Here is a 16623-nt window from a genome sequence, read left to right as displayed (position 1 = left end):
CCGAAGCACGATCGCCAGTGCGGATCGCACATGTTCAAGCGCATCCGTAAGGGTCTGCGCGCGCGCCTGAACCAGCGCGTCGCGCAATGGGCTGGCGATCATGCCGCGCCGCCGGCCAGCGCGGAAGACCAGCTGAGTTTCGCCGCCGAATTGCCGGTCGGCCAGGGCCAGCCGCTGTGGCGCATCCAGTTGCAGATGATCAACGAGCCCCAGGCCGACGGCGAACGCCTGCGCCTGCGCGCCCACATCCAGACCAATTTCGCGAGCGCGCTGCGCCCGGCGCTGAGTCAGGCCAAGGTCTCGGACCGAGCGGCGCTGACATCGAACACCGGCACGGCCTTGAGCTTGAGCCAGCGCGGCGCGGCGGCACTCGGTGGCGCGCTGCAACGTGCCGCGCAGCGCGCATTGGAGATTCCTGCCGTCCGCGCACTGTCGGAGCCGCTGCTGCAGCTCGACCTCAACACCTTCGTCGAAATCCAGGCCTCGACCGCGTCGCTGGCCGACGGCAGCCATCAGCTGCTGCCGCAGGCCGACAAGCTGCGCGCGCTCGGCATCGTGCCCAAGCGCAGCAGCGATGCGCCGGTCGCGGAAACCTGGGGCGGCCAGGCCGCCGACGGCTTCGCGCAGGTGTCGGTGCTGCAGATCGACAAGCGCCATCTGCCGCCGCGTCTGGCCGAGATGCTCGGCGACAAGCCATTCTCGCTGGCCGCCGCCATCGTCAACACCGCGCAACAAAAATAAGTGCGGCCGATTGATCCGCAGCGGCGGCGTGAAGTCCTGAATCTCGCGCTGCCGATCCTCGGCGGCATGGCTTCGCAGAATCTGCTGAATCTGGTCGACACCTGGATGGTCGGCGGGCTCGGCCCCAACGCCCTGGCCGCGACCGGTCTGGCCGGCTTCCTGAACTTCATCGCCGTCGCCTTCATCACTGGATTCTCGCCGGCGGTGCAGGCGATCGCCGCGCGCCGCATCGGCGAAGGCAAGGCCTACGAAGCCGCGGCCTCGCTCAATGGCGGCCTGTTGCTGTCGTTGCTGATCGGCCTGCCGCTGACCGTCGTGCTGATCCTCGCGACGCCGGCAATCTTCAGTGCGATGGTCAAGGACCCCGGCGTCGTCGCCGAAGGCGTGCCGTATCTGCAGTGGCGCCTGGTCGCGGTCGTCGCGGTCGGCATGAACTTCTCGTTCCGCGGCTACTGGAGCGCGGCCAAGCTCAGCGGCTTCTATCTGCAGACGCTGCTGACCATGCACATCCTCAACGTGATCTTCAGCTACACGCTGATCCACGGTCTGTTCGGTCTGCCGCAGATGGGCACCGCCGGCGCCGGCCTCGGCACGACGCTGGCGATCTTCGTCGGCACCGCGCAGTACTTCCTGCTCGGCCACCGTCATGCGCGCGCGCAGGGGTTTCTCGAGCGCCGGCCGAGCGCCGACCAGTTCCGCAGCCTGCTGCGCCTCGGGCTGCCGTCCTCGATCCAGCAATTGCTGTTCGCCGGCGGTTTCGCCGTGTTGTTCTGGATCATCGGCCGCGTCGGCACGGCCGAGCTGGCGGTCGCCAACGTGCTGACCAACATCACGCTGACCGCGATCCTGCCCGGCATCGCCTTGGGCATCGCCGCTGCAACTCTCAGCGCGCAGGCGCTGGGCCGCGGCGAACCGGCCGACGCCTATCGGTGGCCCTGGGACGTGTTTCGCGTCGGTGCGTGGATCTTCGGCGCGCTTGCCGTGGCGATGCTGCTCGCGACGCGGCCGATCCTGACGCTGTTCCTGCGCGATCCCGCGCTGGTCGAGATCGGCGTCGTGCCGCTCCGCCTGGTCGGCGCCACGATCCTGCTCGACGGCCTTGGCCTGGTGCTGATGCAGGGCCTGCTCGGCGTCGGCGCCGCGCGCCTGGTGATGACCGTTGCGACCGGGCTGCAGTGGGGCTTGTTCCTGCCGCTGGCGTATCTGCTGGGCCCCGTGCTCGGGCTCGGCCTGACGGCGATCTGGATTGCGATGGGCAGCTATCGGCTGCTGCAAGCCGGCATCTTTATTGCTGCCTGGCAAGGTCGCGGATGGCTGCAGCATCGCGTCTGAATCGCGACACTGTCTGAATCGCGACACTGACTGCCACGGCGATCGCGATAGTTGCCAGCGCTAGCACGCGCTAAGCTCGGCTCCCCGACATGAGGAGCATGAACATGGCGAAGAAGGCAACCAAGAAGAAAGCGGCGCCGAAGCGAGCCGCGGCGAAATCGAAGGCGGCACCGAAGAAAGCCGCAGCAAAGAAGAAGCCCGCGGTCAAAACCAAGGTCGCGACGAAGAAGAAAGCGGCTGTGAAGAAGCCCGCCGCGAAGAAGGCGCCGCCGCGCAAGACGGCCGCGAAGAAGCCTGCGAAGAAAGTCAGCGCGAAAGTCGCCAAGCCCAAGGACGGCGGCCCCGGCAACTGGCCGTCGCTGTCGCCGTACATGACGGTGCGCAATGGCCAGGCGAGCCTCGAGTTCTATGGCAAGGCCTTCGGCTTCCGTTCCGAGAACCAACCGATGCGCGACGAGCAGGGCGAGATCACCCACGCCGGCATGCGCCTGGGCGACGCCTGCATCATGTTCGCGCCGCAGGGCATGGGCAGCGAGATGCGTCCGCCGCGCGACACCGGCGGCATCGGGCTGTCGCTCTATGTGTACGTACCCGATGTCGACAAGCATTACCAGCAAGCGGCCGCGGCCGGCGCGCAGGTGCTGCAGGTTCCGGCCAATCAGTTCTGGGGCGATCGCATCGCCTGCTACGTCGATCCGGACGGTTATCACTGGACCTTTGCGACCCACCTCGGCGGCAAGTCGGGCTGAGCTTCATCATCGGGATGCCGCGCGCAAACAGCGCGGCATCCCGGCTCAGGTCTTCTCGGCGATTTCCTTGACGGCTTCCTGAGTCGCCAGATGTTCGGCATCCAGGCGGATGCCGAGCAAGGCGAGCGTACGACGCCAGGTGTCGGCGGTCAGGCCCAGCGTGATGACGGCGCCGAAGATCACCGACGGCACGGTGCCCATCAACTTCGCCGCCAGACCCGATTCGAAGGCGCCGATCTCGTTCGACGTCGACACGAAGATGCTGTTGACCGCCTGCACGCGGCCGCGCAGATGATCCGGCGGCATGATCTGCAGAATCGTATTGCGGACGACGACGCTGACGCTGTCGAAGGCGCCGGTCAGGAACAGCGCGGCGACCGACAGCCACAGATTGGTCGACAGCGCGAACACCAGCGTCGCCGCGCCGAAGCCGAGCACGGCGTAGAGCATGTTGCGCCAGGCGTTGCGCAGCGGCGGGAAGTACGCGCAGAAGATGATCGTCAGCATCGCGCCTACCGCCGGCGCCGAGCGCAGCACGCCGAGGCCCTCGGGACCGACCTTGAGGATGTCTTCGGCGAACACCGGCAGGATCGCGACCACGCCGCCGAACAGCACCGTCAGCATGTCGAGCAGCAGCGCGTAGAAGATCACCGGCGTGCCGCGCACATAGCGCAGGCCTTCGCGCAGGCTGGTCCAGATGTTCTCGTGCGCGTTGGGACTGGCGACGACCGGCCGCGGCTTGACCTGCTGCAGCATCAACTGCACGCCGAGCAGCAGGACAACCACGACGACCAGGCTCGCGCTCAGGTTGCTGGCCGCGTAGATCAGGCCGCCGGCCATGGGGCCGAGAATCGCGCCGGCCTGCCAGAACGTGCTGCTCCAGGTCGCGCCGTTGCCGTACACCGCGCGCGGAATCAGGAAGGCGCGCAGCGACGACATCGCCGGCGAATAGAAGCCGCGTGCGAAGCCGAGCACGGCGATCGTCGAGTACGCGAGGATCAGCCAGGCGTGCTGCGACAGCTGCGCGCGCACCGGCTCCCAGGAAATCACCGCGAGGAGTACCGACGCCAGCAACATCACCGCAATGGAGATCTGCAGGATGCGGCGCTTGTCGAAGCGGTCCGCAACATGGCCGCCGAACAGGGCCAGCGAAATGAATGGAATCGCCTCGGCCAGGCCGATCAGACCCAGCGACAGCGGATCGCGGGTGACGAGATAGATCTCGTAGGCCAGCGCGATCTGCTGGATCTGCATGCCCAGCGTCAGCAGGAAGCTGCCGCCGATCAGGCAGACGAACTCCGGGTATCTCAGCGCGGCGTAGGCGTCGCGCCGCGACGGACCCTGTGCGCTAGACCTGTCCGTGCTCACGCGTCTCGAGGAAGCGCACGTCCGGGAAGCGTTCCTTGGCCATGCTCAGGTTGACCGGGCTCGATGCCAGGTAGACCAGATCGCCATAGTGATCGAGCGCCAGGCGCGTATCGTTCTTGTCGCGGAATTCCCTGAGCTTCTTCGGATCATCGCACTCGACCCAGCGCGCCATGCTGACCTGCACCGGCTCGAACACCGAATCGACGCCGTACTCGTCCTTGAGGCGGTACTGGACGACGTCGAACTGCAGCACACCGACCGCGCCGAGCACGATGTCGTTGTTCGTCACCGGACGGTAGACCTGCGTCGCGCCTTCCTCGGACAACTGGTCGAGACCCTTGTTGAGCTGCTTGGCCTTCAGCGGATCCTTGAGGATCACGCGACGGAACAGCTCCGGTGCGAAGTTCGGCACGCCGGTGAAACGCAGCTCGTCGCCTTCGGTGAACGAGTCGCCGATCGCGATCGTGCCGTGGTTGTGCAGGCCAATGATGTCGCCGGGGTACGCTTCTTCAACCGTCTCGCGCTCGCTGGCCATGAAGGTCAGTGCATTGGCGATGCGCACCGGTCCCTTGAGGCGCACGCTGTGCAGCAGCATGCCCTTGCGATAGACGCCCGAGCAGACGCGCAGGAACGCCACGCGGTCGCGATGCTTGGGATCCATGTTGGCCTGGATCTTGAACACGAAGCCGCTGAACTTCGGCTCGTCGGCTTCGACGCTGCGCTCGGTGTCGGCGTAGCGCGCATTGCGCGGCTGCGGCGGCGGTGCCCACTGCGTGAAACCGTTCAGCAGTTCGCGGATGCCGAAGTTGTTGATCGCCGAGCCGAAGAACACCGGCGTCAGCTTCGCGGCACGGTACTTGTCGAGCTCGAACTCGGTGCCCGCCATCTGCAGCAGTTCGACTTCGTCGAGCAGCGTGCGGTAGACCGCGCCGAAACGCGCTTCGAGACCCGGTGAGTGCAGGCCGTCGATCGTCTCGATCTCGGAGACGCGATGCTTGTCGCCGGAATACAGATAGAAGCGGTCTTCGAGCAGGTGATACACGCCCTTGAAGTCGCGCCCCATGCCGACCGGCCAGGTGATCGGCGTGCAGTGCAGGCCGAGCACCTTCTCGACTTCATCGAGCAGTTCCAGCGGCTGGCGGCCTTCACGGTCGAGCTTGTTGATGAAGGTGACGATCGGCGTGTCGCGCAGACGGCAGACTTCCATCAGCTTGATCGTGCGGGTTTCGACGCCCTTCGCGCAGTCGATGACCATCAGCGCGGAGTCGACCGCGGTCAGCGTGCGGTAGGTGTCTTCGGAGAAGTCTTCGTGACCCGGCGTGTCGAGCAGGTTGACGATGCAGTCGTTGTACGGAAACTGCATCACCGAGGTCGTCACCGAGATGCCGCGCTGCTGTTCGAGCGCCATCCAGTCCGAGGTCGCATGGCGGCTCGCCTTGCGGCCCTTGACCGTGCCGGCGAGCTGGATCGCACCGCCGAACAGCAGCAGCTTTTCGGTCAGCGTGGTCTTGCCCGCGTCAGGGTGGGAAATGATGGCGAACGTGCGCCTTTTGGCCGCGCGCTCGGCAATGACACTCATGACTACCTCCGGGGAAGCCGCGCATTCTAAGGAAACTGCGCCGCCCGTGCTGGAAAACTCACCAACGCCAGCGGATCTTGCCCTGCAGCAGGCCGTCCTCGTTGACCTCGCCCGGCATCGTCGCGGTCCGCAGCCAGGCATAGGTGACGCCCGCGTCGAGGCCGGACAGCGGCAGCATGCGGTCCAGCCAGGGCGTCAGGCTCATGCCCAGCTCGAAACGGTCGTTGGGCGTCGATTCGGCCGGCAGGAACCAGTCGTCGCCGGCGCCTGCCCGGTAGCCGGCCGACAGATCCAGCTGGCGGACGCGCCGGCGCAGCTTGGCGTTGGCGGTCCAGTCCGCCTGCGCCTGATGCACCGGCGAGCTGCTGCCGCGCCGCAGCGCCAGATCCAGCGTCGCCTGCCACATGCCGATCGTCTGCATGCGCAGCACGCCCAGCTCGTACGCCGGATCGATCGGCAGCGCCGCACCCAGCGCGCCGACCTGCGGCTGCAGCGACATCAGGCGCAGCACGGTTTCGTCCTGGGCGAGCTGCCACTGCAGCGACGCGGACCAGCTGCGCGCGCTGCTGATCATCGGCAGCCGGGAGCTGAAGACGTCGCAGTCGCGGCCGCGCAGCTGCACGGCCGGAACACCGCCGCCGCTGAAGCGCGAGAAGCGCACCGCGCCCTGCACGTCGCAGCTGAGCAGCGCCGGAGCAACACCGCTGCGTTGCAACCAGCTCAGCGAGACGTCGGCGGCGGCCGGCGCCCATTTCAGCTCGGCGCTCTGCTGCGCCAGTTCGGCGGATTCGGCGGTCGCCAGCAGGCGGGTTTCCTGCTGCTGCTGGACCTTGAGGCTCAGGGGAATGTCCAGCGCCGCCGGCGCGCGCGCCTCCAGCTGCTGCTGCACGACCTGGCGGCCGAGCGGGCCCGGCGCCTGGGCACTGACGAAAGTCGGGCTGTCCTCGACGAACAGATCACCGCCGACCAGTTCGTAGCGCGAGCTGAGCTTGAGGAGATCGCGCTCGCTCTGCACCGCGAGGCGGCTGTCGACCAGACGGCGACGGTCGCTCTGCTGCAGCGGACCGGTGCCAGTGAACTCGGCCTTGGCGATACCGAAGCGGTTCCACGCCAGCGGCCCGGCGGGCTCGCCGCCATCCCGCGCGTCGCGACCGACGCAGGCGGCCAGAACGAGGCACAGCAGGATCGGCAGTGCGTAGCGCGGAAAAGACACAGTCGGCAGCGGGCAGATCAAATACCGGCCAAATTTAATTCCGGCTCGGCGACTCCGCGCTGAACGCTCAGCGGCGGCGGGTACCGAGCAGGATATCGCGATGACGCAGCTGTTCGAAGATTTTTGCGCCTTCGGCGACGACCACTTCAGGCTCGGGATGCGCCAGCTCGCCGGCGATCTGCAGCAGCAGCTCGCGCCCTGTCGCCTCCGGCGCCGCTTCGATCAGGCTGGTCAGGCGGGCTGTCACCGCGTTGATCTCCAGGAAGCGTACGCGGTCGTTGCGGTCGCGATTGACGATCAGATAGCTGGGCTGCGGATCCGGCTGCTGCGGCTGGAAGTCCGGACCGATGCGCTGCACCGGGAACTGGTAGGCCAGTGTCCAGGCCAGCGGCGACAACATCGGCACACCGGCCATCGGATCGCCGTTCGGATCGGCCAGATCCAGCCCCAGTTCCAGCGGCGAGATCGACAGCTCCAGCTCGACCCATTCGTAATGCGCCAGCTCGCGCAGGAACGGCGGGTCGTCCGCGTGCTCGCCACGGCCGTTCTCGAGGAACAGCAGGAATTCCTCCGGCACGCGGTGGAACTGCGGCGCCGCACTGCGATGATGCGCGTAGAAGTCGCGAACCCGCGCATGCCAGACCGCGTCGCTGGAAATCTTCCGCAACACCGGAAAGGCGCTGACGAGACAATCCTCGACGTTGTTGTAGAACAACTCGCGGTAGATCTTCAGCCGGCGGTCTTCGACGCCGCTGCAGGCGTTGCGCTCGGGATCGCGCAGATGTGCACTGAACTCGAACTGGCGGCGCTGGAATGCCGCATCAGCCATGCGCGCGTTGCTCCGGCAGCGCATGGCGCGCCTGGATTGCACGGATCCGCTCGACTTCGCCGAGCAGCTCGGCCAGCGGCGGAATGTTGAAGTCGCGTTCCAGCAGCGTCGGCTGCACACCGACCCGCGTGTAGGCGTGATCGAGCAGCGACCAGACCGGATCGATGACATCCGAGCCGTGCGTGTCGACACGCAGATCTTCGGCCTCGACGTAATGTCCGGCGACATGCACATAACGCACGCGCTCATGCGGCAGGCCGTCGATGAACGTGCGCGGGTCGTAACGGTGATTGATGCTGTTGACGTAAACGTTGTTGACGTCGAGCAGCAGGTCGCAATCGGCGCGCTCGACAACCGCGCGGATGAATTCAAGCTCGCTGAGTTCGGTGCCCAGCGGCAGGTAGTAGCTGGCGTTCTCCAGCGCGATGCGACGCTCGAGTATGTCCTGCACGCGGCGCACGCGCGCGGCAACGTACTCGACCGCCTCCATGGTGAACGGGATCGGCATCAGGTCGTAGAGATGCCCATCGTCCGAGCAGAACGTCAGATGCTCGGTGTAGTCGGCAATACCATGCCGATCGAGAAATTGTTTGATTTCGCCGACGAAGGTTTCGTCCAGCGGGGACGGCGAGCCGATCGACAGCGAAAGGCCATGCGTCGAAAACGCGTAGCGCTCGGTCAGTGCACGGAACTGCTTGCCCATGCGGCCACCGACACGCATCCAGTTTTCCGGCGCGACTTCAAGAAAACCCACGCCCGCCGCTGTCTGCGCCGCGAGCGGCTCCAGCAAGGCGCGCCGCAGGCCGAGGCCGGCGCCGCTGACGGCTGATGTGGATTTTTTCATCGGAAGACAAGAATGGCACCGGGACGAACCCGGTGCCATTGGTTCATGCCTGTGCGCTTACTTCTTCTCGCCGCACTTGCCTTCGGCGGCCTTGGCGTCGTGGGCTTTCTTCTCGCCGCACTTGCCTTCGCCACACTTGCCTTCGGCCTTCTTCTCGCCGCACTTGCCTTCGCCGCACTTGCCTTCGGCTTTCTTCTCGCCGCACTTGGCTTCGCCAGCCTTCTTCTCGCCGCACTTGGCTTCACCGGCCTTGGCCGCATCGCCCGCCGAGGCAACCATGTAGCCGGCGCCGAGGTCGGCGGTCTGGAACACGGAAGCCTGCGCAACAGCGCCGGTCAGAGCGAAAGCGGTGCCGAGCGCGATAACCAGCGGTTTACGATTCATGGTCATGGTGTTTCTCCTTCGGGGTCTATGGCCGAGGTGGCCGGGTATAGCAAAAATGGATGCTGCACTGCTGGGATGACACGTAAAAGTTACGAGTCCCTTACATATCGATTCAACGACCTATACGGCTGTCAGACGCTTTTGGATCCAATAGTCGATCGAAAAATATCGACCGGCGCCGGTAAAGAACAATGACAACAGCATGATCAGATAGGTCACCGCGAACTCGACGCCGTTGTTGAGGATCACGAGGCTGCCTTGATCGGTCAGATGTTCGTAGTCGCCGTGCTCACGCAGGATCTCCTTGGCCTCGTTTAGACGGTCGATCGCCATCATGGTTCGCTCGGTCGCGAACGGACCGGCGTATTCGGCAATCGCCAGCCAGCCGTGCTCGATGTGCACGGTGAAGATCGCGACGATCATCGTCGCCATCAGCGGCAGGGTGATCAGGCGGACGCCCAGACCCAGCGCCAGCAGCAGCGAACCGGCCAGTTCGGTGCCCGCCGCGAGAAAGGCGAGCACGGTCGGGAAAGGCAGGCCAAGACCCCATTCCGGATTGCCGAACCATTCGGCAGTCGCGTCGAAGTCATTGAATTTGCTGATACCGGCCATCCAGAACACAGGCACCAGATAGGCGCGCAGCAGCAGCGGAGCCAGAAAATCCACCGCGCGGCTGCGATCCAGCAGCCCTTGCACCCGAGTCATCAGCTTCAGCATTGCGCATTCCTCATTCGAGGCAAGCATCGTAGCCAGTGGATCACCGGCAGACTGTGTCCCCGCGTCCGCCGTTTATGACCAAACGTCCGCGCCCCCGGCGTACAGTGACGTACCTCACATTACGCCACCGCGGACTGGGCCTCGAACTGACGGACCCAGGCGATGAACTGCTCCTCGGGCATCGCGCGGCTGTAGTGAAAGCCCTGCTGGATGGAACAGCCCAGATCGCGCAGGCGGCGCATGTCCTCGTCGGTCTCGGTGCCCTCGGCGATCAGGTACAGGCCTTCGCGGGTCGCGAGCTGAGCGATCGCGCGGACGATTTCCGCGGCTCTGGGCTGGGTCGCCGACGCGCGGGTGATGACCGGATCGATCTTGATGCCGTCGATCGGGAAGCGCAGCAGATGGCTCAGCGACGAATAGCCGGTGCCGAAATCATCCAGAGAAATCCGGATGCCCATGAGGCGCAGGCCTTCGATGATTTCCGTCGCGGTGTCGAGGTTGTTGATCAGCGCGGTCTCGGTGATCTCCGCGATCAGCTGGCCCGGCGCCAGCCCGCTGTTGGACAGCGCCTCGCGGCAGATCAGCAGCAATTCCTGCGACAGCATGGCCGCCGAGACATTGAACGACACCGCCACGCTGTAGCCGTTGTCCGCCCAGCTGCGCACCACGGTGCAGGCCTGGCTCAGCACCGCACGCGTCATCTCGCGGATCGTCTCCGAACTTTCGGCCACCCGCATGAACTCGGTTGGCATCGTCAGGCGGCCGTCCGGCTGACGCCAGCGCACCAGCACCTCGGCGCCGATGACCTTGCCGCGCCCGGTATCGACCACCGGCTGGAAATACGGCACGAACTGGCCCTGCCGCAGACCCATGCCGATCTGCTCGGACAGCGCCAGGTGCTTGCGCAGGCGGTGAGTCAGACCCCGTTCGCCAAAGCGCAGATGTCCGGCACCTTCGCTGCGGGCATTCCGTAGCGCTTCGGACGCGACGTTGATGTACTCCTCGGCGTCACGGGCATCGTCGGGGAAAATCGCCGCACCGGCAGACAGCTCAAGACGGTAGCGGTGCTCCTCGACATCGACCGGATGATTGAGCCGCGAGAAGGCCTCCGCGGTGACGCGCTTGAGATCGGCGCGCGCTACCGCTTCCGATACGCCGCGGTCGACCAGCACGCCCAGCGTGTTCGCATCGATGCGAAACAGCATCTGCGGCAGATGGTCGAGTGCCTGCAGCCGTTGCGCAGCGGTGCGCATGACGCGCTCGGCAACGCGCAGGCCGAAGCCGCTGCGCAGCTTGTCGTAGGTATCGACGCCGATCAGGATCAGGCCATGAGTGCCGTCGATCGGCCGCTGCCGGCGCACTTCGCGCAGCTCCGCATCCAGCGCATTTCGATTCGGCAAGCCGGTGCCCGGATCCTCGAACGCAAGCTGGCGGATGTGCTCGGCCTGCGCGCGCAGCTTGTGGATCGCGCGGACGATCTCGCCGAACTCGTCGCCGGTGTCCTGCAGCGGCCGATGCGGCGGCCGCCCGGCGGTCACCGCATTGAGGCCGGCGGAAACCGCGGTCAGCGGCATCACCAGGCGCCGATAGGAGTAAGTCGTGCCGATAAGACTCAGCAGCAGCAGCCCGCCGAGCGCAAACAGCACATCACGCAACTGCTCGCGCAGATGCGCAAGACCGGCGAATGCGGTCTGCAGATTGCCGGTATTGGATTGCTGGATCAGCGCCGTGACCGTGCTCTGTACTTGCAGATCCAGCGCATGCATCTGCTCGACCAGCTGCCCCAGCGAGTTCGCAGTCGGTGGCTGGCTCAGCAGCGCGCGCACCGGCTCGGCCTCGCTGCCCAGCAGACCGCGCAGACGTGCCGACTGGTCGCCTGCGGCGTCCGGCAGAAACTCCAGCTGGTTGAGCGCGCCATCGAGTTCCTGGCGCAGCTGCACCAATCGCGGCTGCGGGTCCTTGCCCGCCGCAAAGTCCTCGCTCGCCCGGAAAGCCAGCGTCAGACCCTTCGACACCGCGGCCCCCACCGACACCGACATCGAAATCTGGTTGCTGCCGCCGCGCAGATCGGCTTCGTAGCTCGTTTCGGTGTTCAGGAACGACAGCAGCCACAATCCCGCCAGCAGAATGGCGAGATGTCCCAGGCAAGCAACGGCAATGAATCTGGCTTTGACCGTCTTCATGGCTACCGAACTGGCCGCTGTGGCTCTACCCAGCGCAGAACCCGACCCTTGCCGGCATTCTAGCCTCAGCCTCCTGAATAGATAGATGCTCGACCGCAGAGGCGCCGAATCAGCCGCGCCAGCAGAATCGCCGCTGAATGCCGCGCCGCTTCGATTACACTGCGCACCCGCCCCGCGGGTATATGTAGCAAGGGCCTTTAGCTCAATCGGTTAGAGCAGCGGACTCATAATCCGTAGGTTCCGGGTTCAAGTCCCGGAGGGCCCACCATCTACCGGCGTCTGAAGAGTACGCGGAGGATGCTCAGCATCACCTGATTGCCGGCCACCAGAACCCCGAACCCAAGCAGGGCACCGGCGAAAACGGTGGGATCGTAGCCGGAGTCGGATCGTTCCTTAGCCACGACCATCGTGTAGCTGATCCCTGGAGGTTCTGCTCCGAGGTAGCCGTAGATTGCTTCAATGCCGAGGATCCACATCGCGATGCATGCGGGAATGCCCATCAGGGCCAGCATCCATGGGCTGGCATGCCGACGCCACAGGCATGCAACAACAGGTACCTGCACGACTGGAATGAGCAAGCACCACGGCATCATGAATTTCCAGAGAAGGTCTAGTGCTTGCACCTGCGCAGCTCCGGTCTGGGCGCGCTATTGACCAAGCCGCTTTTCTGAGGGACGGGACTGGCTCTCGGACCACATCTCAAGCCCCTTTCTCAGAGGCAACGCCTTCGCGCATCTTCTTCAGAACACTTTTCAACCAGTCGGCACTGGGCTGAGCCTTCACATCGGGACAGCGCACCTGATAAATCTCTCCGCTCATACTGCTTTGCGAAGCGCCCTTCAGGATGAACTCCTCGGCGGAGGAGATCATTCCCTTCTTCAGAAGATAGTCGTACTTCTTTCGCAGGTGCTGCTGCGCTTCCGCGGCCTCGTACCAAGAGCCGTTGCGATAGAACTCACACTGGGATGACCCCAGCGCGCTGAGCAGACCCTCTACCTCGATGCGGGCCGGCGCAGGAAGATCGCCCGCCACAGTGACACTGGATGCCAGCAGAACAAGGGCGGAGACGAGCAGGCGCTGCAGAGTTCTCATGTTGTATCTGGCGGCCGGGACATTCCTAGTCTGAATCAGCCGTCCTGGCCGCGCCAGACTGACCGGACTAAGAATGCGTAGCACGACTCCGGCACGTGGGCGAAGGTGTTGTTGGCACCAAGCAGAGGAACAGATCGCGATCAGCGGCTCATCCGTCAATCGTCCTGGCGTACGTGGGTCTGCTCTTTCAGGAATCTGGAAACGAACATCCAGAGGACGCCCGCGCCGAGCGCGAGATAGCAGAAGAACATGAAGAACTGCGGGCCGACGAGTCTGTAGGTCGAGACTTCCACATCGCGATTGAACTGGCCGCTGGCCGACAGCGGCTTGCGATCGACCGCATCGAGCAGCGGCGCGACTCCATCGCGACTCTCGCCGACGATGAACGTGCCTTCGAGCGGTGCGGTCTTGCCATCGGCGAGCTGTACCGTGATGCCGGTGCCCGTACCGAAGTCGATCTTCTGCCCCGGAACGAATGCCAGCGGCGCCGGCAGTACCAGCACGGTCTGCTGACCGGCGATGACATCCACGCCCTCGATCGGCTTGACGATGCTGACCGCCACCAGCGCGGTGATCAGATTTCCGGCGCTCAGCGACAGCAGATAGAGCGCCATGATGAAGCTCTTGATCCTCAGCGGCGCCTGCTTGTAGCTGTACTCCAGCGCCGTGACCGAGATCAGCACTTCGCCGACGGTGAGGATCGCGTAGGCCAGGATCTGCCACCACAGGCTGGTGACGATGCCGTTCTGGATGCGGCTCTCGATCCAGGCGATGACGACGAACGAGCTCGCGGCGACGAAGAAGCCGACGCCGATCTTGCGCAAGGGCGTCACCGCGACAAGCTTGGCGACGCGCGGATAGATGCCGTACGACAGCAAGGGCACCAGCACCAGGATGAACAGCGGATTGAAGAACTGGATCTGCGCCGGCAGCATCGAGATGCCGAAGCCGAGGTGCTTGTCCATCAGGCTGGACTTCGCCTGCAGCGTCCAGGTGACACCGATGGACTGCTCCAGCAGCGAAAAGAACACCGCGATGAACAGGTAGATCAGGCCGAGCCGGCCGACCAGCCTGGCGCCCGCCGCACTGAAGACTTCAGCCAGCCACTGCTTGCCCGCCGGCGGCACGACGGCAAATTGCTTGCGGCCGAGGCAGAAGACCAGCGTGGCGATCGCCATCGCGATACTTGGAACACCGAAAGCCCAGCGCGGGCCGGAGGTTTCGAGCAGCCAGGGGCACAGCAGGATTGAGCCCAGCACGCCGGCATTGACCGACAGATAGAACCAGGAGAACGCACGCTCGATGAGGTGCTGGTTCTTCGCCGTGAACTGGTCGCCGACGTTGGTCGAGACGCAGGGCTTGATGCCGCCTGTCCCGAAGGCGATCAGGAACAGCCCGACAGCCAGTCCGGTCTCGCCTTCAGTCAGCGCGAGCACCGCGCAGCCAATGCTGTAGGCAATCGAGAACGCGACGATGGTCTTGAACTTGCCCCAGAAGACGTCGGACACGATCGCGCCGAGCATGGGGAACAGGTAGACGCCCGACTTGAACAGCGACTGCCACGCCGTGGCCTGCGCGTCGCCAAAGTGCAGGAACTGCACCATGTAGACCGACAAGATGGCATTGATGCCGTAGTAGCAGAAGCGCTCGGCGAACTCGTTGCTGACGATGTACGGAATGCCGGCCGGCATCCGGTCGGTGCGCGACATCGCGTGCGCCGCGGCTGAACTGCTCGCGGAGGTCTCGCTCATGCGGCGCCCTTCCGGACGACCGGCAGCAGCACCGCGGTCGCGTGGTCGCGGTTGCGCAGCACCGTGATGTCGGCCTTGCGGTAGTCCGCCGGCTGCGCGTCGAAGATGTTCGGCACGAAGGTCTGCGGGTTGCGGTCGTAGAGCGGGAACCAGGTCGACTGGATTTGCAGCATGATGCGATGCCCCGGCTTGAACACGTGGTTCACGTTCGGTAGCTCGAATCGATACGCCTGCACCTCGTTCGGCGGAATCGCGCTGGGCTTCTCGAAACTTTCGCGGTAGCGGCCGCGGAAGATGTTCATCGCGATCGGCAGCTGGTAGCCACTGTTGTCGATGTCGCGGTTGTCCTTTGCCGGAAATACGTCGATCAGCTTGACGACGAAATCGCCATCCGTGCCCGACGTCATCGCATGCAGATCGGCGAGCGGAATGCCGCGCACGTGCAGCGCCTCGGTCAGCACGTCGGTCTCGTAGCTCAGCACGTCGGGGCGGCCGTCGACGAAGCGCTGGTCCTGCACCAGGCCCTCGCTCCATGCGGTATAGGACTTGCCGACGGTGCCGCTGCCCAGCTCCGCGAACGGATCGACGACCGGGCGCGGCAGGTACGGCACCGGCTTGGCCGGATCGCTGCAATAGCTGTCACTGCCCTCGCCCTGCGCCGGCCGCTCGAACGACAGGCCGAATGCCGATGCCAGATACAGCGGCGTCAAGCTGTCCGCATAAGGCGCATCGCAGACCGCCGGCCAGTCGTCCAGACGCTCCCAGCGCTTGTCGCCGGTGTTGTACGCGCTGACCCGCGCGAGGTTCGCCGGCGGCCCGCCGCGCAGATGCTCGTCGAGGAACGGGAACAGGATGTCCTCGTGGTACTGATGCGCAGTGTCGGCGTTCCACTGCAGCGGCCCGATCGACGCCGCCGTGCGCCAGACCTGGTTGTGGTGCCAGGGGCCGAGCACCAGCCAGTGGTTCGCTGCCAGACCGGCAGCCTTCAGCGCGCGCCATGCGTGGTTCGCGCCCCAGTTGTCTTCCTGGTCCCAGAAACCCTGGGTCCACAGCGTCGGCACGCTCGAGGGTTGCTCGACGAGCCGCCGGTCGACCGCGTAGGCCTGCCAGAACGCATCGTAGGCCGGGTGCTCCATCAGGCGCGCGACGAACGGCAGCCGGTCGAGGCCATGCGCGCGGATGTAGTCGCCCGCCGAACCCGCACGCAGGAATTCCTCGTACTTGTCGTGCGTCGCACTCGGCGTCAGCGTGCCGACGCCGCGCTGCGCGGTCTGCAGATGCAGGAAGCCGAGCATCATCTGGCGGAACGCGCCGTAGTGGAACCAGTCGTCGCCCATCCAGGCGTCGATCAAGGGCCCCGACGGCACGGCGGCCTTGAGGGCAGGATGCGGATCGAGCAGCGCCATCGCCGTCGTGAATCCGAGATACGAGTTGCCGAAGATGCCGACGCGGCCGTTCGACTCCGGGATGTTCTTGACGAGCCAGTCGACGGTGTCCCAGGCGTCGGTCGCATGATCCGCGCCGGATTCGTTGAACGGCCCGCGCGCCGGCCGCGTCACGCGGTAGTCGCCCTCGGAGCCGTGCTTGCCGCGGATGTCCTGCATGACGCGGATGTAGCCGGCGTGCAGGTACTTGTCGGCGCCGATGCGCGACTGGTACAGCGTCGCGTTGTACGGCGTGCGCATCATCAGGATCGCCGCGTCCTTCGCGCCGTTCGGCAGGTAGATGAAGGTCTTCAGCTTCACGCCGTCGCGCATCGGGATCATCGCGACGCGCTCGGTGTAACCCTCGTCGATCGCCTTGACGGTGAAGCCCTCTGGAATGTCGTTCATCCGCGTCTC

The 16623-nt window shown here is 65.2% G+C and carries 15 protein-coding genes and 1 tRNA gene; 4 read left to right on the top strand and 12 right to left on the bottom strand.

Annotation, left to right across the window (positions count from 1 at the left end):
* Positions 1–30: 30 nt before the first annotated feature.
* The 3 genes from AC3WUF_RS16815 (at position 31) to AC3WUF_RS16805 (ending at position 2822) form a co-directional block, all read left to right on the top strand.
* Positions 31–741 carry a hypothetical protein gene (locus tag AC3WUF_RS16815; protein ID WP_492427705.1) on the top strand — a complete coding sequence of 237 codons (711 nt, stop codon included), beginning with the start codon at positions 31–33 and terminating at the stop codon, positions 739–741.
* Positions 742–2073 (top strand): MATE family efflux transporter, encoded by a 1332-nt coding sequence (locus AC3WUF_RS16810; protein ID WP_492427703.1) that lies wholly within the window; start codon positions 742–744, stop codon positions 2071–2073.
* A 104-nt stretch (positions 2074–2177) separates the two neighbouring features.
* Positions 2178–2822, top strand: a complete 645-nt coding sequence (locus AC3WUF_RS16805; RefSeq protein ID WP_492427701.1) for a VOC family protein — start codon at positions 2178–2180, stop codon at positions 2820–2822.
* Between the two features lie 45 nt (positions 2823–2867).
* Here AC3WUF_RS16805 and AC3WUF_RS16800 read toward each other — a convergent pair whose 3' ends face one another.
* The 8 genes from AC3WUF_RS16800 to AC3WUF_RS16765 all read right to left on the bottom strand — a co-directional run bounded on the left by AC3WUF_RS16800 (position 2868) and on the right by AC3WUF_RS16765 (position 11939).
* Positions 2868–4190: an MFS transporter gene (locus AC3WUF_RS16800; protein WP_492427699.1), complete on the bottom strand. Its 1323-nt coding sequence runs from the start codon at positions 4188–4190 to the stop codon at positions 2868–2870.
* Positions 4171–5769 (bottom strand): peptide chain release factor 3, encoded by a 1599-nt coding sequence (locus tag AC3WUF_RS16795; RefSeq protein WP_492427697.1) that lies wholly within the window; start codon positions 5767–5769, stop codon positions 4171–4173. Before AC3WUF_RS16795 ends, AC3WUF_RS16800 begins: the two co-directional genes overlap by 20 nt.
* Before the next feature lie 58 nt (positions 5770–5827).
* Positions 5828–6982 (bottom strand): hypothetical protein, encoded by a 1155-nt coding sequence (locus AC3WUF_RS16790; RefSeq protein ID WP_492427695.1) that lies wholly within the window; start codon positions 6980–6982, stop codon positions 5828–5830.
* Between the two features lie 67 nt (positions 6983–7049).
* Entirely contained in the window at positions 7050–7811 is a 762-nt protein-coding gene (locus AC3WUF_RS16785) for an HvfC family RiPP maturation protein (protein ID WP_492427693.1), read from the bottom strand.
* The gene (locus AC3WUF_RS16780) at positions 7804–8655 is read right to left on the bottom strand and encodes an HvfB family MNIO-type RiPP peptide maturase (protein ID WP_492427691.1); all 852 of its coding nucleotides are present in this window, start codon (positions 8653–8655) and stop codon (positions 7804–7806) included. Before AC3WUF_RS16780 ends, AC3WUF_RS16785 begins: the two co-directional genes overlap by 8 nt.
* A gap of 57 nt (positions 8656–8712) precedes the next feature.
* Complete coding sequence (locus AC3WUF_RS16775; protein ID WP_492427689.1) at positions 8713–9045, bottom strand: HvfA family oxazolone/thioamide-modified RiPP metallophore; 333 nt, start codon at positions 9043–9045, stop codon at positions 8713–8715.
* 114 nt (positions 9046–9159) lie between these two features.
* Positions 9160–9756 (bottom strand): HvfX family Cu-binding RiPP maturation protein, encoded by a 597-nt coding sequence (locus AC3WUF_RS16770; protein WP_492427687.1) that lies wholly within the window; start codon positions 9754–9756, stop codon positions 9160–9162.
* A 119-nt stretch (positions 9757–9875) separates the two neighbouring features.
* Positions 9876–11939: a putative bifunctional diguanylate cyclase/phosphodiesterase gene (locus AC3WUF_RS16765; protein WP_492427685.1), complete on the bottom strand. Its 2064-nt coding sequence runs from the start codon at positions 11937–11939 to the stop codon at positions 9876–9878.
* A 191-nt stretch (positions 11940–12130) separates the two neighbouring features.
* On the opposite strand from AC3WUF_RS16765, the gene AC3WUF_RS16760 reads away from it, so the two are divergent.
* Positions 12131–12207: transfer RNA gene (locus tag AC3WUF_RS16760), tRNA-Ile, on the top strand.
* Position 12208: 1 nt separating this feature from the next.
* Here AC3WUF_RS16760 and AC3WUF_RS16755 read toward each other — a convergent pair.
* From AC3WUF_RS16755 to AC3WUF_RS16740, 4 genes are all read right to left on the bottom strand, one after another.
* Positions 12209–12562 carry a hypothetical protein gene (locus AC3WUF_RS16755; protein WP_492427683.1) on the bottom strand — a complete coding sequence of 118 codons (354 nt, stop codon included), beginning with the start codon at positions 12560–12562 and terminating at the stop codon, positions 12209–12211.
* A 76-nt stretch (positions 12563–12638) separates the two neighbouring features.
* Positions 12639–13031 carry a YfeK family protein gene (locus AC3WUF_RS16750; RefSeq protein ID WP_492427681.1) on the bottom strand — a complete coding sequence of 131 codons (393 nt, stop codon included), beginning with the start codon at positions 13029–13031 and terminating at the stop codon, positions 12639–12641.
* A gap of 155 nt (positions 13032–13186) precedes the next feature.
* On the bottom strand, positions 13187–14782 hold the full coding sequence (locus AC3WUF_RS16745) for a POT-type proton-dependent oligopeptide transporter (protein WP_492427679.1): 1596 nt from the start codon (positions 14780–14782) through the stop codon (positions 13187–13189).
* The gene (locus AC3WUF_RS16740) at positions 14779–16614 is read right to left on the bottom strand and encodes a CocE/NonD family hydrolase (RefSeq protein WP_492427677.1); all 1836 of its coding nucleotides are present in this window, start codon (positions 16612–16614) and stop codon (positions 14779–14781) included. Before AC3WUF_RS16740 ends, AC3WUF_RS16745 begins: the two co-directional genes overlap by 4 nt.
* Positions 16615–16623 lie beyond the last annotated feature (9 nt).

This window comes from Fontimonas sp. FW305-C-3 (assembly GCF_058783185.1).
The sequence above is the reverse complement of the archived record's forward strand: the minus strand, read 5'-3'. Positions and strand labels throughout refer to the sequence as shown.